This is a genomic window from Aquibium sp. A9E412 (genome assembly GCF_030398335.1).
Classification (GTDB): domain Bacteria; phylum Pseudomonadota; class Alphaproteobacteria; order Rhizobiales; family Rhizobiaceae; genus A9E412.
The window spans coordinates 14,315-35,568 of record NZ_JAOAOP010000024.1 but is presented as its reverse complement, the minus strand read 5'-3'; the positions used below and the strand labels follow the sequence as shown (position 1 = coordinate 35,568).

Below are 21,254 nucleotides of genomic sequence, written 5' to 3'. Positions count from 1 at the left end.
GACGGATTTCCTTCCCGGCCGCCGCCCCCTCGATGGCCGGGAAGGGCTTGCGGAGAATCGGGCGCGGTGCGAGCATTGCCGCACGATGGCTCGCCGGCGCACCGATTCTCCGCCTCTCTTCGATCTGCCGATCCGCCCCGACCTCTCGCTCGAGCGGGCGGTGATGCGCGACGGGCATGCGCCGGTCGCCGGCCTCGACGAGGCCGGCCGCGGGCCGCTCGCCGGCCCGGTGGTGGCCGCCGCCGTGATCCTCGACCCCGCGCGCGTTCCCGACGGCATCGACGATTCCAAGCGCCTCGACGCGGCGGCGCGCGAACGGCTGTTCGCGGCGATCTTCGAGGCCGCCTCCTGCGTGTCGGTCGCCTCGGTCTGCGCCGGCTCGATCGACCGTTCCGATATCCGCAAGGCGAGCCTCGAGGCGATGCGCCGGGCGCTCGCCGGCCTGTGCACGGCGCCGCGCTACGCGCTGGCCGACGGCTGCGACGTGCCGCCCGGCCTGCCCTGCCCGGCGCGCGCGGTGGTCAAGGGCGACCAGCGCTCGCTGTCGATCGCCGCCGCCTCGGTGGTGGCCAAGGTGATGCGCGACCGCATGATGCGCCGCTCGGCCGGCGTCAATCCGCACTACGGCTTCGAGACGCATGTCGGCTACGCCACCGAGCGCCATCGCGCCGCGATCGCCGCGCACGGTCCGGTGACCCGGCTGCACCGCATGAGCTTCGCGCCGCTCAAGCTGTGAGATACCGTCACGTTCATCAAGCGTTTTCTTCGGGTGCGGCAGGCGCGGCCGCAGTGCGTTTGCCGACGGCGAACCGGCTTCCACGTCGCCTGGAAACGCTCCAACTTGTTGTTTCGACGCGTTTCCGGACGGCGAACCGGCTTCCACTTCGCCTGGAAACGCTTCAACTTGTTGTTTCGTCGCGTTTGCCGACGGCGAACCGGCTTCCACTTCGCCTGGAAACGCTATAGGTCGCAGGCAAAGAAAAACCGCCGGCGGTCGCCCGCCGGCGGCTTTTGCAATGTCGTGCCGGGGCGGCGCGTCAGTTCATGCGCGCCTTGACCGCCTCGACGGACTCCTTGAACAGCTTGCCGCGCGTGGTGGCGTCGACCTTGTCGCCGATCAGCGAGCGGGCCGCCTCCACCGCGATGTCGACGGCGCGCGCGCGCACCTCGGCCACCGCCTCGCGCTCGGCCTGGGCGATCTTGTTCTCGGCCAGCGCGGTGCGCCGGGTGACGTAGTCCTGCGTCTTCTGCTTGGCGTCGGCGAGGATCTGCGAGGCCTCGCGCCGGGCCGCCTCGACGATCTCGCCGGCTTCCTTCTCCGCTTCCTGGCGCTTGCGCTGATACTCGGCGAGAAGCTGCTGCGCGTCCTCGCGCAGCTTGCGCGCCTCGTCGAGCTCGTTGCGGATGCGATCGGCGCGCTTGTCGAGCGCACCGTTCACCATGCCCGGCACCTTGAGGTAGACGAGCAGGGCCAGGAACAGGATCAGGCTGACGAGAGCCCAGAAAGTGGCGTCCATGTCGCTCTCCTAGAGCCCGTTTCCACCAGGCCCGCTGGCCTGGCGCCGCGTCGCCGCGGCAAGTTCAATCAGACGGTCCATGGCGTCGTGCGCGACCCGCGTCGCGCCGTCCGGCGCCATGGCCTAGCGCTGCGCCGACTTGACGGCGCCGGCCACCGCGGCCTTGTCGACGCGGCCGCCGATCAGCTCCTGCACGATGAGACCGGCCGTCTCCTCGGCGATGCTGCCGACGTCGGCCATCGCCGAAGCCTTGATGGCGGCGATGCGCTCCTCGGCCTCGGCCAGCTTGCCGTCGAGCTCGGCCTCGACCTTGCGGCGCTCCGCGTCGGCCTCGGCCTTGGCGTTGTCGCGCGCCTCCTGGCCGATCGTGCCGGCCTTCTTGCGTGCGTCGGCGAGCTCCTGCTCGTAGGCGGCGACCGCCGCGTCGGCGTCGTCCTTCATGCGGGCGGCCTGGTCGAGATCCTGCGCGATGCGGTCGCGCCGCACCTCGAGGATCCCGCCGATGCGCGGAATCGCGACCCGCTTGATGAACAGGTAGAACAGCCCGAAGGTGATCGCCAGCCACAGGAGCTGCGAGGGGAAGGTCGCCGAATCGAAGGGCGGAAAGCCGCCTTCCTCCGTGCCCTCCACCGCGATGCCGGTCTCGGTGTTCAGCTCGCCGGAGGCGCCCTCCTCCTCCGGTGCCGCATATGCGGATGCCACAAACATGTGCGTGTCCTGTCAGCGGATGACGGCCGCGCGGAGGGCGGCCGTTCCGGGAGCCTTCAGCGTGCGGCTTACGTGAACAGAAGCAGCAGCGCGATGAGCAGCGAGAAGATGCCGAGCGCCTCGGTCACGGCGAAGCCGAAGATGAGGCGGCCGAACTGGCCGTCGGCGGCCGAGGGATTGCGCAGCGCGCCGGCCAGGTAGTTGCCGAAGATCTGGCCGAGACCGATGCCCGCGCCGCCCATGCCGAGGCAGGCGATGCCCGCGCCGATGGCCCTTGCTGCTTCTGCTTCCATGTCGAAACTCCTTGTCGATCGGGTGGTGGCGTTTTCAAGAACGTGGCGGGAGACCCGCCGGTGAGGCTTTCCTAGTGGCTCGGATGCAGGGCGTCGTTCAGATACATGCAGGTCAGAACGGCGAACACATAGGCCTGCAGGAAGGCCACGAGGAACTCGAGAGCGGTGATGGCGATGGTCATCAGCAGCGGCAGGATCGCCCCGGCGACGCCGACCGCGCCCATCGCGCCCATGGTGGTGACGAAGCCGGCGAACACCTTCAGCGTGATGTGACCGGCCAGCATGTTGGCGAACAAACGCACCGACAGGCTGATCGGCCGCGACAGGAAGGAGACGATCTCGATGAGAACGACGAGCGGCACCAGCACGCCCGGCACCCCTTCGGGCACGAACAGCTTGAGGAAGCCGAAACCGTTCTTCATGAAGCCGTAGACGATCACCGTGCCGATCACCAGCATGGCGAGCGCGAAGGTGACGATGATGTGGCTGGTCACCGTGAAGAAATACGGGAACATGCCGATCAGATTCGCCGTCAGGATGAACATGAACAGCGAGAAGACCAGCGGGAAGAAGCGCATGCCTTGCGTGCCCGCCGCATCGCGCAGCATCGAGGCGACGAACTCGTAGCTCATCTCCGAGACCGACTGCATCCGGCCGGGAACCAGGCCGCGGCTCGAGGTGGTCAGCAGCAGGAAGGCGCCGGCGCCGACGACCGTGGCGACCATGAAGGCGGCGGAATTGGTGAAGGAGAAATCGAGGCCGCCGACCTCGATCGGAATCCAGCGCGAAATCTGAAACTGGTGGATCGGATCTGTGGCCACCGGGACCCCCTCGCTCGCGGCCGTGCCGCTATTCGCCCTGACGGCCGCCGCCGCCGTCGCGACGCAGCCCGTTTTCCGCTACCAGTCCTGCCGAGCGCAGGACGTTCAAAACCCCTGCCGCAAAGCCCAGAAGCAGGAACACGATCAGCCCCCAGGGCGACGTTCCCGCAAACCGGTCGACGAACCAGCCGAGCGCTGCGCCCACGGCGATGCCGGCGATGAACTCGCTCGACAGACGCAGCGCGTTGCCGAACCCCGTCATGCCGCCGGACCTGGACGCCTCTGCCCCCTGCCCCGTCTCCGGCCGCTTCGCAGCCAGTGCCGCCTCGAGCGCGCGCCGCCTCTGGTCGAGGGCATCCGGGCCGCCGTCTTGCGCCCCGCTTCCGGCAGCGTCGGGGCCGTCCGGTCGTTTGTCCGTGGCCACCCGCAACCTCCATGCCCCGCAAGGCCGGCCGGCGGCCGCCCGCGTCGAAGTCGGGCGCAACATAGAGAGGGGCCTCGCGCCAGTCAAGCCGCGCGCGAGACCCTGTTCCCGCAAAGGAAAACCTTGTTTTTCAACTGCTTAGCCGGGTGCGACAATGCGCCCGCCGGCGGCCGCGCGGTGCCCGGCGGCGATTCCCCCGCGCTTCAGTTCCAGCCGCCGCCGCGCGTGCGGTAGAAGATGTGCTGGCCGATGCGCTGCATGCGCTGCATGGCGCGCGCCCAGCGCGGATTGACATAGGTGGCGTGGTAGTGGGTCGAGGAGCCGACCTCCTCGATCCAGATCTTGCCGGCCGTCACCGCCAGGCCGACCGTCTCGGCGGTCTCGTAGCTGCGCGGGCTGAGCACGCGATCGCGGATGCCGTCGCAGGCGAAGGAGAACTGGCAGCGGTTGCGCCAGCTCTTGTTCTGATAGACCACGCCGCAGATCGACCCGGGATAGGCGGGGTTGCGCACACGGTTGAGGATCACCTGCGCGACGGCCGCCTGGCCCTCGACCGGCTCGCCGCGCGCCTCGAAATAGATGCCGGCGGCCAGGCACTGCTGCTCGCGGGCGGAGAACACCGAGGCCGGCAGCGGCCGGCGCGCCCAGGCGTGGTCGCCGCGATCGACCGGCGGAATGAAGCGGCCGGCCTGCTCGTCCTCGTTCGCGAGCAGGCTGGCGAAGGGCGAGGCCTCGGCATAGTCGGGCTCGGCCGGCGCATAGGCGGTGGCCAGGACGTCGGGCCGGTCGTTGGTCACCAGCCGGGCGATCATCGGCGGCAGGTCGAAGCGGTCCTGCGGCTTGGCGCGCAGATGGAAGGCGGAGGCGATCTGCACCTCCTTGCCCTGGATCTTCGGCACGACGAAGGCCATGGCGGCGCTGCCGTCGGGCGGCGCGGCGAGCAGCGAGCTGGTGCGCTCGAAGATCGAGCCGGCGTTGAACAGCCGCGGCGGGGCGACCGGCAGCGTCTCGGCCAGCCGGCCCTTCTTGTCGGCGCGGTTGACGCGCGCCTCGTCCGGCGGCAGGTCGGGATCGGCGGTGCGCTTGCGGAAGGCGACGGCGCCGATGCCGTTGGCGCGCATCCCCGCGCCGGAGATCGCGCCGGTGGTCAGGTCGCCGTCGACGAAGGGCATCTCGGCCTGGTGCACCGAGCCGGCGACCGACGGCTCCAGGAAGGCCGCCCAGCGGCCGGCGCCCGATTCGGCGCCCGACACCAGGCTCGCCATGTCCTGATAGGCGGCGGTGGTGGGAAACCCGATCCAAAGCCCCAGCCCGACGACCGCGGGCGCGGCGATCGCGCGGCTTGCGCACTGCAAGCGGCGCAGTCCCTTCACGCTTGAACGCAGCACCAACCCTCTCCGAACGCGACAACTCAACCCCACAGGAAGCCGCAGCATGAAGGGTTAACCTTGACTTCCGGTTAACGGGCGCGGCCTCAGCGGCGCTTGCGGGCGCGCCCGGCATAGGGGTTGTCGGAGGTGCGCAGCGCGACGCGGATCGGCACGCCGAGCAGACCGAACGTCTCGCGCAAGCCATTGACGAGATAGCGCACATAGGCCTGCGGCATCGCCTCGGGCCGCGAGCAGGCGAGCACGAAGCCGGGCGGCCGCGTCTTCACCTGGGTCATGTACTTGACCTTGAGCCGGCGGCCGGCGACGGCCGGCGGCGGGTGGTGGGCGACGACGCCCTCCAGCCAGCGGTTCAGCCGGCCGGTCGAGATGCGCGTGTTCCACAGGTCGTGGGTGGCGACGATCGCCTGCATCAGCCGGTCGAGGCCGCGGCCGGTCTCGGCCGAGATCGGCACGGCGCGGATGCCGCGCGCCTGCGGCAGCAGCCGCCCGGCCGCCTCGCGCAGCTCGGCCAGCCGCGCCTGCGGCTCGTCGACCAGGTCCCACTTGTTGAAGGCGATCACCGGCGCGCGGCCCTCGCGCAGCACGAGATCGGCGATCTGCAGATCCTGCTTCTCGAACGGGATGGCGGCGTCGATCAGGATGACGACGACCTCGGCGAAGCGCACCGCGCGCAGCGCGTCGGCGACCGACAGCTTCTCCAGCTTCTCCTGCACCTTGGCCTTGCGGCGCATGCCGGCGGTGTCGAACAGCTTGACGCGGCGGTCGCGCCACTGCCAGTCGACCGAGATGGAATCGCGCGTGATGCCGGCTTCCGGGCCGGTGAGCAGGCGCTCCTCGCCGAGCAGCGCGTTGACCAGCGTGGACTTGCCGGCGTTCGGCCGGCCGACGATCGCCACGCGCAGCGGCCGGTCCGCCTCGGCCGGGTCGGGGGCGGCGTCCGGGTCGATGTCCTCGCCGATCAGCGGCTCCTCGCCCGGCGCCGCCGCGCTGCCGGACAGCGCCAGCGCGTCGAGCCCGGCCGCCTCGAGCGCGGCGACCATGGCGTCGCGCAGCTCGCCCAGGCCCTGGCCATGCTCGGCCGACACCGCGACCGGCTCGCCGAGGCCGAGCTCCCAGGCCTCGTGCGCGCCCATCGCCGCGCCGCGCGCCTCGGTCTTGTTGGCGACCAGGACGACCGGCCGGCCGGACTTGCGCAGCAATTCGGCGAAGGTGAAGTCGTCGGGCACCAGGCCGGCGCGCGCGTCGACCAGGAACAGCACCAGATCCGCCTCGGCGATGGCGCGCTCGGTCTGGCTGCGCATGCGCCCCTCGAGCGCGGCGGCCGCGGCATCCTCCAGCCCGGCGGTGTCGATCACGTCAAAACGCAGGTCGTCGAGCCGGGCGGGATGGACGCGCCGGTCGCGCGTCACGCCCGGCGTGTCGTCGACGATCGCCAGGCGGCGGCCGACCAGCCGGTTGAACAGCGTCGACTTGCCGACATTCGGCCGGCCGACGATCGCGACCGTGAGCGCCATCGCGGCCTACGCCGCCGGGCCGGAGCCGACGATCAGCTCGTTCATCAGCTCGGCGCGGCGGCGCAGATTGGCCGGCGCGCGCGGGTCGTCGGCGATCTGCTCGAACAGCGCCAGCGCATCGTCGCGGCGGCCTTCCTTCCAGGCGGCGAGCCCGAGCGCCTCGCGGGCGGAATGGCGCAGCGGGTTGGCGTCGCCGGTCAGCGTCTCGACGCGGGCGGCGACGTCGGCATAGGAGCCGTGGTCGACGAGCAGAAGCGCGGCGCGCAGGCGGGCCATGTCGCGGATCGAATCGGCGATCGCGCCGTCGCCGGCGACCGCGTCGAAGGCGGCGACCGCCTCCTCGACCTGGCCGTCGGCGGCCAGCACCGTCGCCGCGCGCATGCGCGCCAGCAGCGGATAGGCGCCGAAGCCCTCCGCCTCGAGCGTCTCGAGCGCGGCCAGCGCCTCGCCGGTCGCGCCCTGCTCGGCCAGCTCGAGCGCCTCGGAGAAGGCGTCGCCGGAGGCGTTGGCCCGGCTCTCGCGCCAGTACTCGTAGCCGACATAGGCGGCCGTCGCCAGCACCACCGCCACCGCCACCGCGATGGCGATCGCCCCGTAGCGCCGCCACAGCGCCTTCATCTGATCCTGGCGAAGCTCCTCGTTGACTTCGCGAATGAAACTGTCGTCGGACATGGAAGATCCGTTCCCGCCGGCGCCGAGGCCGGCCTTGCCTGCCGCCGGCCCGAGGCCGGCAATGCGTGCCGCCGGTCCCCGACCGGCACAGCGTGAGTGGCCCGCGTTTTAGCGGATTTTCGCGGTCATGGAAGGGGCGAGCTGCGTCGGCGCGTGCGCGGCCCGCCGAATCGGGCCCGTCATCCCATCACCGGCACGCCGAACAGCCACAGATGCAGCCGCCAGGCAAACAGCCACCACGCGGCCGAGCCGACGAGCACCGCCGCGACGTCCCACACCACGGGGCCCGGCGGCGGCCCGAAATCGCCGCGCCGCTTCATCGAGATGCGGTCGACCACCGCCCAGGCGAGGAAGGCGCCGAACAGCACGAGCGCGGCGAGGTCGCCATTGGCCAGCAGATGGCCAAAGGCCCAGATCTTGACCGCCAGCAGCATCGGATGGCGGGTCGCCGAGCGGATGCGGCCGGCCGGCATCTGCGAGGCCGTCAGCACGACGAAGGCGACCCACATCAAAAGCAGGTTGACGTGCTTCATCCACACCGGCGGCTCGTAGAGCACCGGCGCGGCCGGCCAGGCGCGGTCGTAGCCCCACACGATCAGCACCAGGCCGACCAGCGCGACCACGGCATAGATGCCTTTCCATGTCGCCTCGCCCATCCTCGCCACCTGGCGGTCGCGCCAGGCCGGCGCGACGATGCGCACCGAATGGATGCCGAGAAAGAGCACGAGACCGAGGATGAGAACCAGCATGACGCCCCCCAGAATGGCAGTGCGCGCCGACCGGCCGGATTGCCGGCGGGGCGCGCCGTGCCTAGTCTTCAATCATGACTGCCGATCCCGATAAAGCGAAAAGCCGGCTTGCGGCAAAACGCGCCGAGCTCGAGGCGCTGTCGGCGGCCTCGGCCGCGGCGCGCCGGCCGGACGCGCTCGACCAGCAGGCGATCGGCCGGCTGTCGCGCATGGACGCCATGCAGCAGCGCGCCATGGCCGAGGCGGCCGAGCGGGCGCGCCGGCGCGACCTGACCCGCATCGAGATGGCCGAGCGGCGGCTTGCGGCCGGCGACTACGGCCACTGCGTCGACTGCGACGCGCCGATCGCCGACGGCCGGCTCGCGATCGATCCGATGGCCGAGCGCTGCGTGCGCTGCGCCGGCCGGCGCTGACCCGCTGCCGCATTTCCACCGCCGCGCCGCCACAATCGCCGCCTATGGCGGCTCCTCCCGCCAACCTCCTGCCCGGACCTGCCGCCATGATCCTGCCGTCGCGCCCGCTCGCCTCCTGCCTCGCCGCGCTCGCGCTGGCCCTGACGCCGGGCGCCGCCGGCGCGCATGCGGCGGACGGCGGGCGCGCGCCGCAATACGTGCTGATCTCGTTCGACGGCGCCGGACCGATCGCGCAGTGGGAACGTAGCCGCGCGCTGGCGCGGGCGAGCGGCGCGCGCTTCACCTACTTCCTGTCCTGCACCTTCCTGCTGACGCCGCAGACGGCGGCGCGCTATGCCGGGCCGCGGCAGCGCGCCGGGCGCTCCAACATCGGCTTCGCGCAGTCGCGCGAGGAGGTGGCGGAGCGGCTGCGCCAGATCTGGGCGGCGCGGCTGGAGGGGCACGAGATCGCCAGCCACGGCTGCGGCCATTTCGACGGCGCCGCGTGGTCGGGCGCGGAATGGGCGGCCGAGCTCGGCGCCTTCGAGACGGTGCTTGCCGAGGCCTGGACGCTCAACGACATCCCCTTCGAGCCGGCCGGCTGGCGCCGCTTCGCCGACGACGAGATCGTCGGCTTCCGCGCGCCCTATCTGGCCACCGGGCCGGCGCTCTTCGCCGCGCTGGCCGAGGCCGGCTACCGCTACGACGCCAGCACCGTATCGCGCGGCCCGGCCGAGCCGACGGCCGGCGACGGGCTGTGGCGCTACGCGCTGCCGATGGTGCCGGAAGGGCCGCAGCAGCGGCCGCTGATCGCGATGGACTACAACCTTTATGTGCGCCATTCCGGCGCCGAGGAGCGGCCAGACGAGGCGGCGGCCTTCGAGGCGCGCGCCTACCGCGCCATGCGCCAGGCGTTCGACGCCGCCTATGCGGGGGCGCGGCCGCCGCTGCAGCTCGGCTTCCACTTCACGCTGATGAACGGCGGCGCCTACTGGCGCGCGCTGAAGCGCTTCGCCGGCGAGGTGTGCGGCATGGCCGAGGTGCGCTGCGTCGGCCACGCCGCGCATCTCGGGCTGACGCGCGACGCCCCGCAGGACGACGGCGCGCTCGGCGGCTGAGCCACCGCCGCGCCGGCGCTCACTCGGCCGGCGCGCCGCGCTTGGCGAGATAGACCTGGTCGATCTCCGGCAGCGACTCGCCCTCGATCGCCGCCTCGAACGCCTTCAGCCGCTTGTGCACCGACATCAGCTCGATGATCGTCGTCCACGAGTTGACCAGGTACTGGAACGAGTTCTCGACCCGCGTGAAGGCGCGGATGATCTGCTGCATGACGCCGAGCGTGATGGCGCCCGACACGATGGTGGGGCCGAGCGCGATGTAGGGCACCAGATTGCCGATCTGCAGGTAGAAGATGCGCACCACGTTGAAATAGAGGTAGTTGAAGTAGAGGCGGAAATAGTTGCGCCGCACGTCGTCGTAGAGCTCGCGCACGGTCTGCGGCCGCGCCCGCTCGGCATGGTCCTCGCCGTAGACCAGCTCCTTGCGGTAGGCCGCCTCGACGCGCTGGTTGCGGAACTCCAGCCCCGGCAGGCGGATGCCGGCTGCGGCGACCAGCGCGGTGCCGATCACCGACCACAGGATGGCGACGAAGACCAGGCCCTGGCTGACCTCGCCGATGATCGGCAGCTCGGTGACGTTGGCCGACAGCACCCACAGCAGCGGCAGGAAGGCGATCAGCGTCATCAGCGAATCGACCATGTTGATGCCGAGGCTCTCGCTGATGGAGGCGAAGCGCATGGTGTCTTCCTGCACGCGCTGCGCCGCGCCCTCGATGTGGCGCAGCTTCTCCCAGCGCGTCATGTAGTACTCGTTCATCGCCGTGCGCCAGCGGAAGATGAAGTGGCTGACGAAGAAGCGGAACAGCGTGGCCACGAAGACGTAGACCAGCGCGATCTGCAGGAAGCTGACGATCTGCCAGTAATAGTCCGTCGCGGCCACGGCGCCCGGCTCGCCGAGCGCGCGCTGCACCATGTCGTAGAAGGTGCCGAACCACTCGTTGATCATCACGTCGAGCTGGACGAGGAACCAGTTGACGAACAGGATCAGCGCCGAGCCGGCGACCGACCAGCGCTGCCAGCGATGCGGCGCGATGCGCATCCAGGTGCCGACGAACGCGACGATGACGACGATGAAATACTGGTAGAACCAGAACTCGAGCGCCCGCTCGCTCGCCTGCGTGAACACCGCCTGGGCGGCCTCGTCGGCGCCCGGCGCCGGCGCCGGCGGGTAGCCGAAGCCGACCAGGCCGCCGAGGCTCAGCGTGCTCCCCCAGCCCTTGGCCGCCAGGTACCAGAACAGCACGCAGAACAGCGACCAGAGGGCAAACGACACGAAGAACGCCTTCGGCCGCGGAAAGAACGATACGAACACGGGCGGTTTTCCCTTCTCGGGGGCTCGATTTGCAGGCTGGAGACGGGCCGCGCGCCGCGCGGACCGGCTTCTCGAGCCGTTCTGCTCTTCACGGAATCGCAGATCGGCTCAAACTTGTTGTTGTGCCGCGTTTCCGGACGGCGAACCGGTGTCCACCTCGCCTGGAAACGCTCTGGCGATGGTAGGGCTGGAGCGCGCTCACGACAATCACACAAAAGTGCGAGAATTCGGGCGACGCCGTGGCAATGTCAGGCGCCGGCCGCGCCGCCCGCGCGCAGGCGCCCCGCGGGATAGGCGACGGCCGCCGACAGCACCAGCGCGGCGGCGGCGGCCAGCGAGGCGGCGAGATAGCTGCCGGTCAGGTCGGTGGCGTAGCCGGCGACGATCGGCCCGAGGATCTGGCCGGTGCCGAAGGCGGCGGTCATCAGCGCCAGCGCCCGGCGCGGCGCGTCGCCGGCGAGCCGGCGGCCGGCCTGCAGGCCGAGCGCGGTGACGGCGACGAAGGTGCCACCGAGCAGCACGCCGCCGACAAGCGGCCCGGCCGGCTGCGGCACCAGCACGCTGGCCATCACGCCCGCCGCCTCGACGGCGCAGCCGACGGCGAAGGTGGCGGTCAGGCCGAGCCGCCGGGCCGCCTTCGCCCACAGCCAGACCGACGGCGCGGCGGCCAGCCCGGTGACCAGCCACACGCCCGGCTCGAACAGCCGCCCGCCGGCACCCTCGCGCACGATGGCGACGAGGAAGGTGGCGGTGACGATGTAGCCGAAGCCGAACAGCCCGTAGGCGAGCACGATCAGGCGCAGGCCCGGGTCGCGCGGCAGCGCCGGCTCGCGCGGCGGCCGCGGTCCCGTGCGCGGCGCGCGATCGGCGAGCGCCAGCACCGCCGCCAGGCCGAGCGCCGACAGGACGCCCGCCCACAGCCAGCCGGCCGGCCAGCCGGCGCCGGCCAGGTCGAGCGCGCCGGTCATCAGCGCGGAGACGGCGATGCCGGCGCCGACGCCGCCGAAATGCACCGCCTGCAGGTCGCCACGCCCGGCCGCGGCCAGGCGCGCGAACACCAGGCTCGACATGAACACCATGACGAAGGCGCTGGCCACGCCGGCGGCGAGCCGCACGAGCAGGAAGACGACGAGCGCGTCGCTCAGCGCCATGGCGGCGGCAAGCCCGGCGCTGGCGGCCAGCCCGGCCACCACCAGCGGCCGCTCGCGGCCCTCCGCCCAGCCGCCGGCCGCCAGCAGCGCGCCGAGCAGATAGCCGAGATAGTTGGCCGAGGCGATCAGTCCGGCATCGGCGGCCGACAGGCCGAGGCCGGCCATCATGCCGGGCAGGATGGGGGTGAAGACGAAGCGGCCGATGCCCATGGCAACGGCCATGGCGAGCGCGCCGGCGAGCGCCTGGCGCCAGGGTGCGGGAGAAGCGGGCGGCATGGCCGGCCGACAGTAGACCAAGGCGCCCGAGAGGGACATCGCCGTCTGTCCGCCCGGTGACGCCGCGCGTCGGCGCGGCCGGGCCATCATGCCGGGCGCGACGGCGGCGCCGCACCGCCGAAAAAAGGACAGCCCCGCCGCGGGGGCGGGGCTGCCGGCGTCCGTTCGCAGGCCCGGTTCAGGCCGCGGCGGCTTCCAGGCGCCGTTCCTCGGCCACGCCGCGCAAGGTGGCGTACATCATGGCCAGCAGGATGAGCGCGAAGGGAATGCCGGTGGCGACCGCCGCGCCCTGCAGCGCGCCGAGGCCGCCGCCGAGCAGCAGCGCGATGGCGACCAGGCCCTCGAAGATGGCCCAGAACACGCGCTGGGCGACCGGCGCGTCGACCTTGCCGCCGGCCGTGATGGTGTCGATCACCAGCGAACCGGAGTCCGAGGAGGTGACGAAGAACACGATCACCAGCACGATGCCGACGAAGGAGACGATCTGCGTCAGCGGGTAGGCCTGCGCCATGACGAACAGCTTCAGGTCCTGCGAGACGCTGCCCACGGCGGCTTCGGCGTCGGCCATCACCTGCTCGATCGCCGCGCCGCCGAAGGTCGACATCCAGACGATGCTGACCACGGTCGGCACGATCAGCACGCAGGTGATGAACTCGCGCACCGTGCGGCCGCGCGACACGCGGGCGATGAACATGCCGACGAAGGGCGACCAGGAGATCCACCAGGCCCAGTAGAACGACGTCCAGCCCTGCATGAAGTTGAGATCCTCACGGCCGAACGGGTTGGACAGCGGCGCCAGATTGGCGACATAGGCCACCGTGTTCTCGAAGAAGCCGGTGAGCAGCACCATCGTCGGCCCGACCAGGAAGATGAAGCCGAGCAGCAGGAACGCCAGCACCATGTTGATCTCCGACAGCCGCTTCACGCCGGCGTCGAGACCGGCCACGACGGACACCAGCGCGACGGCGGTGATGACCAGGATCAGCACGACCTTGGACGTGTCGCCGCCCTCGGTGCCGAGCAGGTAGTTGATGCCGGCCATCGCCTGGGTGGCGCCGAAGCCGAGCGAGGTCGCCAGACCGAACAGCGTGGCGAACACCGCCAGCGTGTCGATGACGTGACCCGGCCAGCCCCACACGCGCTCGCCGAGCAGCGGGTAGAAGGCCGAGCGCAGCGTCAGCGGCAGGCCGCGATTGTAGGAGAAGAAGGCGAGCGCCAGCGCGACGACCGCGTAGATCGCCCAGGGGTGCAGCCCCCAGTGGAAGATCGTCGCCGCCATGGCGAGCTCCCTGGCCGCCTCCGGGTTGCCGCCGGCCGCGCCGAGCGGCGCCCAGTCGGTGCGTGCGCCGCCTTCGGCCGCGACGCCGCCGAGCGAGGCGCCGTAGTGCGACAGCGGCTCGGAGACGCCGAAATACATCAGGCCGATGCCCATGCCGGCGGCAAACAGCATCGCGAACCAGCCGGCATAGCTGTAGTCGGGCGTGGCGTCCGGCCCGCCGAGCCTGACCCCGCCATAGGGCGAGACGATGAGGAACAGGCAGAACAGCACGAACAGGTTGCCGGCGATCAGCAGCAGCCAGTCGAAGGTGCTGGTGAGCCAGGCCCGCAGGCCGAGGTCCCAGAACGAGCCGGCGGCCACCGTCTCGCTGACGTCGACGCCGTTGAAGAAGGCGTCGGCGCCGTCCTTGAACATCAGCGCGAAGATGACGAAGGCGACGATCACCACCGCGGAGACGAAGAACACCGGGTTGTGGATGTCGAGGCCGAGAACGCGGACATTGTCCTGGCCGACCTTGTAGTCGGTGTCGACCGGGTTGGGGGCTTCTTCGAAAACGTCAGCCATGGTCATGGTCCTCCCATAGGCGTGCGGTGCCCGGTCCGCAAAGCGTGTGCGAACGCCGACGACGGGCAAGGCGGCGGCACGCGGCGGCCCCCCTTTGAATGTGCATCATGATACCCTCCTTGTTGCCTGGGATGCGCGGCGGGCGCAGCACGTCCGCAGCGCCATTCTCGCACCCGATCGCAAGGGTGACGCCTCGCGGCGGTCCCCGTCCGCCCGTATGCGACCTCGTGCGCTACGGAATCAGACACTAACGGAAGAAGGCGCAGCAGTTCAAAGCGCGCGGGCGGATTTCTCCGGCTTTCACCGCTAGCGCGGCGGGCGCAGACGGGTGTCGGGCCGCCCGAGCGGCAGCCGCCGCTGCCGCCGTCGCGCGCCTTGCCTCGCAAACGCCGCGATTGGCGGCTCGGATCGCTCGCCCCGGCCGGTCGCCGGGCGGGCGCGGGGCCGGCGCGGATTTGCCCCGCCCCCGCCAGTGGAACCAGCGGCCGGCGGCAACGTTGTTGCCGGGGACGACCATACCGTGCAGGAGAGAGCTTATGAAGAAAATCGCCCTGATCGCCGTGCTCATGCTGCCCGTGGCCGCATGCACGCAGACCCAGCAAGGCGCGGCCATCGGCGGGGCGTCGGGCGCCGCGATCGGCGCCGCGGTCGCCAATGACGACGTCGAGGGCGCGGTCATCGGCGGCGCGGCCGGCGCGATCGCCGGTGCGCTGATCGGCCGGGCGGCCGAGGGACGCGACCAGTGCGTCTATCGCGACGAATACGGCCGCCGCTACGTCGACGACTGCCCGGCCGGCTATTGACCGCAGCCGGCACCGCCGGCGCCACAGCGCGAAGCGGCGCTCCCGGCAGCCAGCCGGGGCGCCGTTTTGCGTGTCGGCCGTCCGCTCAGCGCGGCGCGGCCTGGGCGTTGAGCGCGTCGTGCCGCCGACGCACCTCCTGCGGCCAGCGCGACTTGATGTAGGACAGCGCTGCGACGATCTCGCGGTCCGACAGCAGCCCCTCGAAGGCGGGCATGGCGGAGCGATGGTCGGGCAGCCCGGCCGCCGCGGCGACGCCATACTTGGTGATGTCGAACAGGAGCCGGTCGGGATGGTGCCAGGTGTGGCCGGTCTCGTCGTGCGGCGGCGCCGGCAGCAGTCCGTCGGGGCCCGGCGTCTGCCAGTCCGCCTCGCCCTGGAGTTCGACCCCGTGACAGGATGCGCACTGCGCGGCGTAGACGCGCGCGCCGAGCGCGACGAGGCCGGCATCGTCCGGCCGCAGCAGCCGGCCCTCCGCCTGCCGGTCGAACAGCGCCGGCGCAGCGAGCACCGCCAGAACCACCGCAAGCAGCGCCAGCGCCACGACGGCGAAAACGATCGCGCGGCGGCTCATTCGATGCCGTTGTGGCGCTGCAGCGCCCGCACATAGGCCGTGATGCGGCCGACCTCGCGCGGTGCCAGGCCCGCCACCGGCGGCATGTCGCCGAAGCGCCAGTGATGCGCGCGCACGCCGTTGGCAACCGCCAGATCGAAGGCCGCGTCGGCATGGTGGCCCGGCTCGTAGATCGGGTGCACCAGCGGCGGGCCGTAGCCGTCGCGGCCGGCCGCCGTGGGACCGTGGCACTCGGCGCAGTTGGCCTCGAACAGCGCCCGGCCGGCGCGCGCTTGCGGATCGAGCGCGTCGGGCACGGCGACGGCGGCGAGCGGCGCGCCGCTGCCGCCGCGCTCGGGCCCCCGATCCGAGAGCCGATACCAGCCGACGACGAGAACGAGCGCCAGGGCGGCCGCGGCGACGAGGCGACGGTTGCTCATGCGCGGCGGTCCGGCCGAAGCGACGCGGACCGGCGCGGTCGGTCACGGCGGGCGAAGCGTAGCGGGCTCACGGTCGCACTCGTCTCCGGTCTCGTCCGATCCACCTCGCCCGCCACCGCGCCGGTCCGCGCGCTGGCAGGCTGGGAGCGGATTCCCTAGCGCTTCCCGCCGGTGGAAGGTCAAGCGCGGCCGGCGCCCTGCCCGCAGCGGGAACCTTCCCGCGCTGGAAGGCCGTTGTCACTGCAGCGCCGGCGCGTTGCGCCACGACACAGAAGCGAAAAGAGGATCCGATGTCCTATTGGCGATTTCTTGCGATGGTCGCGACGGCGACCGTCATCATGTTCGGCCTGATGTATCTCAACACCTATGCCTTCGATCACCTGATCTTCAGCGAGACCCGCACCTACATGGCGCTGCTGATGGGCGCGACGATGGCCATCGTCATGCTGGCCTTCATGCTGTCGATGTACACCAACCGCGCGATCAACCTGTCGATCGTCGCCGGCAGCCTGGTGCTGTTTGCCGTGTCGCTCTACCTGGTGCGCAGCCAGACGACGGTGCAGGACGTCTCCTACATGCGCGCGATGATCCCGCACCATTCGATCGCCATCCTGACCAGCGAGCGCTCCGAGATCTCCGATCCGCGCGTGCGCAAGCTCGCCGACGAGATCATCAAGGCGCAACGGCTGGAAATCGCCGAGATGAAGGCGCTGATCGCCGACCTGAAGGGCGGCCCGCCGGCCACGCCGGAGATCGACGGCCGCTAGACTGGGGGCCGCCGGCAGCGCCGGGGCGCCCGGCGCCGGCCGGAAAACTGGCCTCGGCGGGCGAGTTGTCATAGAAGAAGGCATGATGCGCATGCTCGCCCTTTCGATGACGCTGGCCGTTCTCGTCATCTTTGCCGCATGGCCCGGCAGCGGCGGGGCTGCCGCGGCGACGGCCGGCGAACCGGCGGTCACGCAGCACGCGCAGGAGGTCGCCGGCTGCCCGAGCGGCGACAGCGCCGCCCATCACGGCAGCGGCGCCTGCGTGTGGGAGTGCGCCGGCACGCCGCCGGCGGCCGCGATCCTGCCGCCGCGCAACGCCGCACCGGGCGAAGCGCCCGCTTCCGGCCAGCGCGCGCTGGCCATCGCCGAGGCCCGCTTCCGCCCGCCGATCGGGGGTTGATCCGCCACGCTGCGCCGCATGCGCGGCGCTTGCGCCACGTTCAGCCTTCGGAGGTTCGTCATGATCACGAAACGCAGTTTCCTCGCCGGCCTGGCCGCCGCCGCGCTCGCGCCGGCCGCCCCGGCGCTCGCCCATCCCGTGCGGCTCGACCCGAAGTTCCTGCCGCAGACGGTGCGCTACCGCGGCCATCCGCCGGGCACCATCGTCGTCGACACCGGCAACCATTTCCTCTACCTGCAGCTTTCCGGCGGCCGCGCGCGGCGCTACGGCGTCGGGGTCGGCCGCGCCGGGCTCGCCTTCAAGGGCGGCGCGGTGGTCGGCCGCAAGGCCAGGTGGCCGCGCTGGACACCGACCCAGAACATGATCCGCCGCGAGCCGCACAAATACGCCCGCTATGCCGGCGGCGTGCCCGGCGGTCCGGGCAACCCGCTCGGCGCACGGGCGCTCTATCTCTACCGCGGCGGGCGCGACACCATGTACCGCATCCACGGCACCAACCAGCCCGGCTCGATCGGCCGGTCGGTGTCCAACGGCTGCATCCGCATGATCAACGACCACGTCGTCGATCTCTACGAGCGGGTGCCGGTGGGCGCGCAGGTCGTCGTCCTGTGAGATGCCGATGGCTGAGGCCGGCGGCGCGGCGGCGGCCGCACTCTTCCGGCCGCTGACGCTGCCCTCGGGCGTCGTCCTGAAGAACCGGCTCGCCAAGGCGGCGATGTCGGATTCGCTCGGCGACGGCCGCGGCAACCCGACCGGCGCGCAGCGCCGGCTCTATGCGCGCTGGGCGGCGGGCGGCGCGGCGCTGTCGGTCGTCGGCGAGGTGCAGGGCGACCCGCACTTTGCCGAAAAGCCGGGCAACCTCGTGCTGGCGCCCGGCGCCGACGCGGCCGGCTTCGCGGCGCTGGCGCGCTGCGGCGCGGCCGACGGAAGCCGGTTGTGGCTGCAGCTCGGCCATGCCGGCGCGCTGGCGCATCCGCCGATCGGCACGCCGAAGGGGCCGAGCGCGCTCGACCTCCCGGGGCTCGCCTGCGCGGCGCTGACGCAGGCAGAGGTGGCGGCGCTGCCGGCGCTGTTCGCGCGGACCGCCGCGCAGGCCGAGCGGCTCGGCTTCGGCGGCGTCGAGCTGCACGCCGCGCACGGCTTCCTGCTCAGCCAGTTCCTGTCGCCGCTGTTCAACCGGCGCGGCGACGCCTATGGCGGGCCGCTCGCCAACCGCATGCGGCTTCTGATCGAGACGGTGGAGGCAGTGCGCGACGCGGTCGGCGCGGGCTTCGCCGTCGCCGTCAAGCTCAACGCCACGGACCAGCTCGCCGGCGGCTTCGCCGAAGACGAGGCGCTCGCCGTCGTCGCCGCGCTCGAGGCCACCGGCATCGACCTGATCGACATCAGCGGCGGCACCTATTTTCCCGGCGCGGCGGCGGCCTCCGACCGGCGCACGGCCGGCCCCTACTTCGGCGCCTTCGCCGCGGCGGCCAGGCAGCGCACGCGCACGCCGCTGATGCTGACCGGCGGCTTCAAGACGCGCGCCGAGGCGGCCGCGGCGGTCGCCGGCGGCACGGTCGACGTCGTCGGCCTGGCGCGCGCCCTGGTGCTCGACCCGGCGCTGCCGCGACGCTGGCGGACGGCCGAAGGCGGCGACCCCGGCTTTCCGCGCTTCGGCGAAAGCCCCGAGGGCGGCATCACCGCGTGGTACACGATGCGGCTGACCGCGCTGGCCGAAGGCGGCGCCTCGGCGCCGGCCGATCCGGCGGCCGCGCTCGACGCCTACCGGGCGCGCGACGCAGCCCGAGTGGCGCTGTGGCGCGCGCGCTTCGGCCCGCCGCCGGCGAACGCGACCTAGAGCCGTTCTGCGTTTCACGGAATCGCAGAACGGCTCTAACGCATTGTTTTCATGCGTTTCCGAACTGCGAACCGGTTGCCACTTCGCCCGAAACCGCTCTGGCCGCGCCGGGCGGTCAGCCCGCCTCGATGCCCTCCTCGATCGTTCTGGTGTGGGCGCGCGCCTGGCGCACCGACCGACTGTCGAGCAGGCGCACCAGATAGTCGCGGTTGGTGACGATGCCGGCGATCTGTGTCGCGCGCAGCGCGGCGACGAGCCGGTCGAGCGCCTGTTCGCGGGTGTCGGCGTGGGCGATCAGCTTGGCGATCAGCGGGTCGTAGTGGGTGCCGATCTCGTTGCCTTCGCGATAGCCGGCGTCGACGCGCACGCCGGGCATCGCCGGCAGGACGAAGCTGGCGAGCGGACCCGGCGACGGCAGGAAGCGCTTGTCGGGATTTTCCGCATAAAGCCGCGCCTCGACGCTGGCGCCGGTCAGCGCGATGCCGGGCTGGGCGAGCGCGGCCGAGAGGTCCTCGCCCATCGCCTGGCGGATCTGCGCGCTCACCAGGTCGACGCCGGTGACCATCTCGGTCACCGGATGCTCGACCTGAATGCGCGTGTTCATCTCGAGGAAGTAGAAGGCCTGGCTGTCGGGGTCGAAGAGATACTCCACCGTGCCGGCGCCGCGATAGCCGATCGCCGCGGCGAGGTCGGTCGACACGGCGGTCATGCGCGCCCGCGTTTGCGCCGACAGGCCGGGTGCCGGCGCCTCCTCCACGACCTTCTGGTGGCGGCGCTGCAGCGAGCAGTCGCGCTCGAACAGGTGCACCGCGCCCGCGGCGCCGAAGCCGAAGACCTGCACCTCGACATGGCGCGCGCGCACCAGGAAGCGCTCGAGATAGACGCCGTCGTCGTGGAAGATGCGCGCGGCGAAACCGCGCGTGCGCTCGACAGCGGCGAGCAGCCGGTCCTCGTCGTCGACGCGCTGCATGCCGTGGCCGCCGCCGCCGGCCACCGCCTTGACCAGCAGCGGGTAGCCGACCGCCCGGCCGGCCTCCAGCACGGCCTGCGGGTCGCCGGGCAGCCGCTCGGTGCCGGGCAGAACCGGCACCCCGGCGGCGATCGCGCAGGCGCGCGCGCTCTCCTTGTCGCCCATCAGGCGGATGTGCTCCGGCGCGGGCCCGACGAAGGCCAGCCCGGCTTGCGCGCAGGCCTCGGCGAAGGCGGCGTTTTCCGAGAGGAAGCCGTAGCCGGGATGCACGAGCGTGCTGCCGGTCGCCAGCGCGGCCTCGATGATGGCGGCGCCGTCGAGATAGCTCTCGCGTGCCGGAGCGGGGCCGATGCGCACGGCCTCGTCCGCCATGTCGACATGCGGCAGGCCGGCATCGGCATCGGAATGGACGGCGACGGTCGGCAGGCCGAGGCTTCGGGCAGCGGCGAGGACGCGGCAGGCGATCTCGCCGCGGTTGGCGGCAAGCAGTTTGTGCTTCATCGGGATTTCCTCGTCGGAACAGCGCGCAGCGTCAGCGCCGCGCGCGGGCAGGCGGCGCGGCCGCGGCGGCCTCCTCCTGCTCGATGGCGGCGATCGCGGCGTCGCGCGAATCCATGATCAGCCGGTTGACGTGGCGGCCGGCGTTCGTGGCATCGCCGGCGGCGACGGCATCCACCACCTGTCGCCAGATGTGCGCCGATTCGCGCCGCCGCGCCTGCGTGGCAAGGCCGAGCTGGGTGTAGCGGATGGTCTGCCGCGCCAGCGAGTGGAGCATGCCGGTCAGTCGCCGGTTGTGGGTGATGGAGGCGAGGATGCGGCTGAGCGCGGCGCTCTGGCGCACATAGTCCTCGTGTCCCTCGGGGTCCTGCGCCAGCTCCTGCAGCCGCGCCGCGCCGGCCTTGAAGGCGGCGATCACCTCGGGCGTGCCGGCCGCGCAGAGGTGGCCGACGGCGACCTGGCTGAGGGCGGCGCGGATCTCGAAGATGTCGCGCACCTCGTCCGTCGTCAGGCGGGTGACGTGGGCGCCGCGGTTGGGCGCGATGCGCACCACGCCCTCCATCTCCAGAAGGCGCAGCGCCTCGCGGATCGGCCCGCGGCTGACCTGGAACTTGTCGGCCAGATCCTGCTCGCGCACCGGGTCGCCGGGGCGATAACGGCCCTTGAGGATGGCGTCGCTCACCTGCTCGGCGATCTGCTCGGGCAGCGTCAGCGGCCGGCGGTACTCGACCTCGCCGTCGCCGGAGCGCAGACCGGCCGGACCGTCGTCGTCGAATGCCATGGGTCTGCCTCCCCTCGCCCCCGG

General features: G+C 71.9%; 24 protein-coding genes. 8 read left to right on the top strand and 16 right to left on the bottom strand.

Translation table 11 applies throughout. From position 1 onward, the window contains the following. Positions 1 to 85: 85 nt before the first annotated feature. Positions 86 to 736: a ribonuclease HII gene (locus N1F89_RS10945; RefSeq protein ID WP_290084032.1), complete on the top strand. Its 651-nt coding sequence runs from the start codon at positions 86 to 88 to the stop codon at positions 734 to 736. Positions 737 to 1,037: 301 nt separating this feature from the next. Here the strand turns inward: N1F89_RS10945 and N1F89_RS10940 are convergent, their stop codons facing one another. The 9 genes from N1F89_RS10940 to N1F89_RS10900 all read right to left on the bottom strand — a co-directional run bounded on the left by N1F89_RS10940 (position 1,038) and on the right by N1F89_RS10900 (position 8,089). Continuing rightward, positions 1,038 to 1,517 (bottom strand): F0F1 ATP synthase subunit B, encoded by a 480-nt coding sequence (locus N1F89_RS10940; protein ID WP_290084030.1) that lies wholly within the window; start codon positions 1,515 to 1,517, stop codon positions 1,038 to 1,040. 123 nt (positions 1,518 to 1,640) lie between these two features. Further along, on the bottom strand, positions 1,641 to 2,225 hold the full coding sequence (locus tag N1F89_RS10935; protein ID WP_290084028.1) for a F0F1 ATP synthase subunit B: 585 nt from the start codon (positions 2,223 to 2,225) through the stop codon (positions 1,641 to 1,643). A gap of 68 nt (positions 2,226 to 2,293) precedes the next feature. Further along, positions 2,294 to 2,518, bottom strand: a complete 225-nt coding sequence (locus tag N1F89_RS10930) for a F0F1 ATP synthase subunit C (protein WP_290084027.1) — start codon at positions 2,516 to 2,518, stop codon at positions 2,294 to 2,296. Positions 2,519 to 2,589: 71 nt separating this feature from the next. Then, positions 2,590 to 3,339, bottom strand: a complete 750-nt coding sequence (locus tag N1F89_RS10925; protein WP_290084025.1) for a F0F1 ATP synthase subunit A — start codon at positions 3,337 to 3,339, stop codon at positions 2,590 to 2,592. Between the two features lie 28 nt (positions 3,340 to 3,367). Further along, complete coding sequence (locus tag N1F89_RS10920) at positions 3,368 to 3,658, bottom strand: AtpZ/AtpI family protein (protein ID WP_290084072.1); 291 nt, start codon at positions 3,656 to 3,658, stop codon at positions 3,368 to 3,370. 308 nt (positions 3,659 to 3,966) lie between these two features. Further along, positions 3,967 to 5,148, bottom strand: coding sequence for a cell wall hydrolase (locus N1F89_RS10915; RefSeq protein WP_290084070.1), 1,182 nt, complete (start codon positions 5,146 to 5,148; stop codon positions 3,967 to 3,969). Between the two features lie 89 nt (positions 5,149 to 5,237). Then, positions 5,238 to 6,668: a ribosome biogenesis GTPase Der gene (gene der / locus N1F89_RS10910; protein WP_290084023.1), complete on the bottom strand. Its 1,431-nt coding sequence runs from the start codon at positions 6,666 to 6,668 to the stop codon at positions 5,238 to 5,240. Positions 6,669 to 6,674: 6 nt separating this feature from the next. Continuing rightward, positions 6,675 to 7,340: a tetratricopeptide repeat protein gene (locus tag N1F89_RS10905; RefSeq protein ID WP_290084022.1), complete on the bottom strand. Its 666-nt coding sequence runs from the start codon at positions 7,338 to 7,340 to the stop codon at positions 6,675 to 6,677. 179 nt (positions 7,341 to 7,519) lie between these two features. Further along, positions 7,520 to 8,089, bottom strand: a complete 570-nt coding sequence (locus tag N1F89_RS10900; RefSeq protein ID WP_290084021.1) for an NnrU family protein — start codon at positions 8,087 to 8,089, stop codon at positions 7,520 to 7,522. 74 nt (positions 8,090 to 8,163) lie between these two features. Here N1F89_RS10900 and N1F89_RS10895 point away from each other — a divergent pair, with 74 nt between their 5' ends. After that, positions 8,164 to 8,502, top strand: a complete 339-nt coding sequence (locus tag N1F89_RS10895; RefSeq protein WP_290084019.1) for a TraR/DksA C4-type zinc finger protein — start codon at positions 8,164 to 8,166, stop codon at positions 8,500 to 8,502. Positions 8,503 to 8,588: 86 nt separating this feature from the next. Further along, a complete protein-coding gene (locus tag N1F89_RS10890) occupies positions 8,589 to 9,599 on the top strand; it encodes a polysaccharide deacetylase (protein WP_290084017.1) in 1,011 nt (336 codons plus the stop codon). Between the two features lie 19 nt (positions 9,600 to 9,618). Here the strand turns inward: N1F89_RS10890 and sbmA are convergent, their stop codons facing one another. The 3 genes from sbmA to N1F89_RS10875 all read right to left on the bottom strand — a co-directional run bounded on the left by sbmA (position 9,619) and on the right by N1F89_RS10875 (position 14,181). Further along, positions 9,619 to 10,911: a peptide antibiotic transporter SbmA gene (gene sbmA, locus N1F89_RS10885; RefSeq protein ID WP_290084015.1), complete on the bottom strand. Its 1,293-nt coding sequence runs from the start codon at positions 10,909 to 10,911 to the stop codon at positions 9,619 to 9,621. 248 nt (positions 10,912 to 11,159) lie between these two features. Beyond that, positions 11,160 to 12,377: a YbfB/YjiJ family MFS transporter gene (locus tag N1F89_RS10880; protein WP_354670320.1), complete on the bottom strand. Its 1,218-nt coding sequence runs from the start codon at positions 12,375 to 12,377 to the stop codon at positions 11,160 to 11,162. A gap of 139 nt (positions 12,378 to 12,516) precedes the next feature. Next, the gene (locus tag N1F89_RS10875; protein WP_290084013.1) at positions 12,517 to 14,181 is read right to left on the bottom strand and encodes a BCCT family transporter; all 1,665 of its coding nucleotides are present in this window, start codon (positions 14,179 to 14,181) and stop codon (positions 12,517 to 12,519) included. Between the two features lie 536 nt (positions 14,182 to 14,717). Here N1F89_RS10875 and N1F89_RS10870 point away from each other — a divergent pair. Then, positions 14,718 to 14,984 carry a YMGG-like glycine zipper-containing protein gene (locus tag N1F89_RS10870; protein WP_290084012.1) on the top strand — a complete coding sequence of 89 codons (267 nt, stop codon included), beginning with the start codon at positions 14,718 to 14,720 and terminating at the stop codon, positions 14,982 to 14,984. Between the two features lie 85 nt (positions 14,985 to 15,069). Here the strand turns inward: N1F89_RS10870 and N1F89_RS10865 are convergent, their stop codons facing one another. Next, positions 15,070 to 15,555, bottom strand: a complete 486-nt coding sequence (locus tag N1F89_RS10865; RefSeq protein WP_290084010.1) for a cytochrome c — start codon at positions 15,553 to 15,555, stop codon at positions 15,070 to 15,072. Further along, positions 15,552 to 15,974: a cytochrome c gene (locus tag N1F89_RS10860; RefSeq protein WP_290084008.1), complete on the bottom strand. Its 423-nt coding sequence runs from the start codon at positions 15,972 to 15,974 to the stop codon at positions 15,552 to 15,554. Before N1F89_RS10860 ends, N1F89_RS10865 begins: the two co-directional genes overlap by 4 nt. A 290-nt stretch (positions 15,975 to 16,264) precedes the next feature. Here N1F89_RS10860 and N1F89_RS10855 point away from each other — a divergent pair, with 290 nt between their 5' ends. The 4 genes from N1F89_RS10855 to N1F89_RS10840 all read left to right on the top strand — a co-directional run bounded on the left by N1F89_RS10855 (position 16,265) and on the right by N1F89_RS10840 (position 18,981). Beyond that, positions 16,265 to 16,741 carry a DUF305 domain-containing protein gene (locus N1F89_RS10855; RefSeq protein ID WP_290084006.1) on the top strand — a complete coding sequence of 159 codons (477 nt, stop codon included), beginning with the start codon at positions 16,265 to 16,267 and terminating at the stop codon, positions 16,739 to 16,741. A gap of 91 nt (positions 16,742 to 16,832) precedes the next feature. Continuing rightward, complete coding sequence (locus N1F89_RS10850; RefSeq protein WP_290084004.1) at positions 16,833 to 17,141, top strand: hypothetical protein; 309 nt, start codon at positions 16,833 to 16,835, stop codon at positions 17,139 to 17,141. 60 nt (positions 17,142 to 17,201) lie between these two features. Next, a complete protein-coding gene (locus N1F89_RS10845; RefSeq protein ID WP_290084002.1) occupies positions 17,202 to 17,753 on the top strand; it encodes a L,D-transpeptidase in 552 nt (183 codons plus the stop codon). A 7-nt stretch (positions 17,754 to 17,760) separates the two neighbouring features. Next, entirely contained in the window at positions 17,761 to 18,981 is a 1,221-nt protein-coding gene (locus N1F89_RS10840; protein WP_290084001.1) for an oxidoreductase, read from the top strand. 115 nt (positions 18,982 to 19,096) lie between these two features. On the opposite strand, the gene N1F89_RS10835 is transcribed toward N1F89_RS10840, so the two are convergent. Together N1F89_RS10835 and N1F89_RS10830 are read right to left on the bottom strand one after the other, a co-directional pair. Further along, positions 19,097 to 20,452 (bottom strand): biotin carboxylase N-terminal domain-containing protein, encoded by a 1,356-nt coding sequence (locus N1F89_RS10835; protein WP_290083999.1) that lies wholly within the window; start codon positions 20,450 to 20,452, stop codon positions 19,097 to 19,099. A gap of 31 nt (positions 20,453 to 20,483) precedes the next feature. Beyond that, complete coding sequence (locus tag N1F89_RS10830) at positions 20,484 to 21,230, bottom strand: GntR family transcriptional regulator (RefSeq protein ID WP_290083996.1); 747 nt, start codon at positions 21,228 to 21,230, stop codon at positions 20,484 to 20,486. Positions 21,231 to 21,254: the final 24 nt, after the last annotated feature.

Excerpts from the sequence above, each read along its gene's own strand:
- N1F89_RS10945 (WP_290084032.1), top strand. The coding sequence starts at position 86 with ATGGCTCGCCGGCGCACCGATTCTCCGCCTCTCTTCGATCTGCCGATC.
- N1F89_RS10940 (WP_290084030.1), bottom strand. The coding sequence starts at position 1,517 with ATGGACGCCACTTTCTGGGCTCTCGTCAGCCTGATCCTGTTCCTGGCC.
- N1F89_RS10935 (WP_290084028.1), bottom strand. The coding sequence starts at position 2,225 with ATGTTTGTGGCATCCGCATATGCGGCACCGGAGGAGGAGGGCGCCTCC.
- N1F89_RS10930 (WP_290084027.1), bottom strand. The coding sequence starts at position 2,518 with ATGGAAGCAGAAGCAGCAAGGGCCATCGGCGCGGGCATCGCCTGCCTC.
- der (WP_290084023.1), bottom strand. The coding sequence starts at position 6,668 with ATGGCGCTCACGGTCGCGATCGTCGGCCGGCCGAATGTCGGCAAGTCG.
- N1F89_RS10905 (WP_290084022.1), bottom strand. The coding sequence starts at position 7,340 with ATGTCCGACGACAGTTTCATTCGCGAAGTCAACGAGGAGCTTCGCCAG.
- N1F89_RS10900 (WP_290084021.1), bottom strand. The coding sequence starts at position 8,089 with ATGCTGGTTCTCATCCTCGGTCTCGTGCTCTTTCTCGGCATCCATTCG.
- N1F89_RS10895 (WP_290084019.1), top strand. The coding sequence starts at position 8,164 with ATGACTGCCGATCCCGATAAAGCGAAAAGCCGGCTTGCGGCAAAACGC.
- N1F89_RS10890 (WP_290084017.1), top strand. The coding sequence starts at position 8,589 with ATGATCCTGCCGTCGCGCCCGCTCGCCTCCTGCCTCGCCGCGCTCGCG.
- N1F89_RS10880 (WP_354670320.1), bottom strand. The coding sequence starts at position 12,377 with ATGTCCCTCTCGGGCGCCTTGGTCTACTGTCGGCCGGCCATGCCGCCC.
- N1F89_RS10875 (WP_290084013.1), bottom strand. The coding sequence starts at position 14,181 with ATGGCTGACGTTTTCGAAGAAGCCCCCAACCCGGTCGACACCGACTAC.
- N1F89_RS10870 (WP_290084012.1), top strand. The coding sequence starts at position 14,718 with ATGAAGAAAATCGCCCTGATCGCCGTGCTCATGCTGCCCGTGGCCGCA.
- N1F89_RS10865 (WP_290084010.1), bottom strand. The coding sequence starts at position 15,555 with ATGAGCCGCCGCGCGATCGTTTTCGCCGTCGTGGCGCTGGCGCTGCTT.
- N1F89_RS10860 (WP_290084008.1), bottom strand. The coding sequence starts at position 15,974 with ATGAGCAACCGTCGCCTCGTCGCCGCGGCCGCCCTGGCGCTCGTTCTC.
- N1F89_RS10855 (WP_290084006.1), top strand. The coding sequence starts at position 16,265 with ATGTCCTATTGGCGATTTCTTGCGATGGTCGCGACGGCGACCGTCATC.
- N1F89_RS10850 (WP_290084004.1), top strand. The coding sequence starts at position 16,833 with ATGCTCGCCCTTTCGATGACGCTGGCCGTTCTCGTCATCTTTGCCGCA.
- N1F89_RS10845 (WP_290084002.1), top strand. The coding sequence starts at position 17,202 with ATGATCACGAAACGCAGTTTCCTCGCCGGCCTGGCCGCCGCCGCGCTC.
- N1F89_RS10840 (WP_290084001.1), top strand. The coding sequence starts at position 17,761 with ATGGCTGAGGCCGGCGGCGCGGCGGCGGCCGCACTCTTCCGGCCGCTG.
- N1F89_RS10835 (WP_290083999.1), bottom strand. The coding sequence starts at position 20,452 with ATGAAGCACAAACTGCTTGCCGCCAACCGCGGCGAGATCGCCTGCCGC.
- N1F89_RS10830 (WP_290083996.1), bottom strand. The coding sequence starts at position 21,230 with ATGGCATTCGACGACGACGGTCCGGCCGGTCTGCGCTCCGGCGACGGC.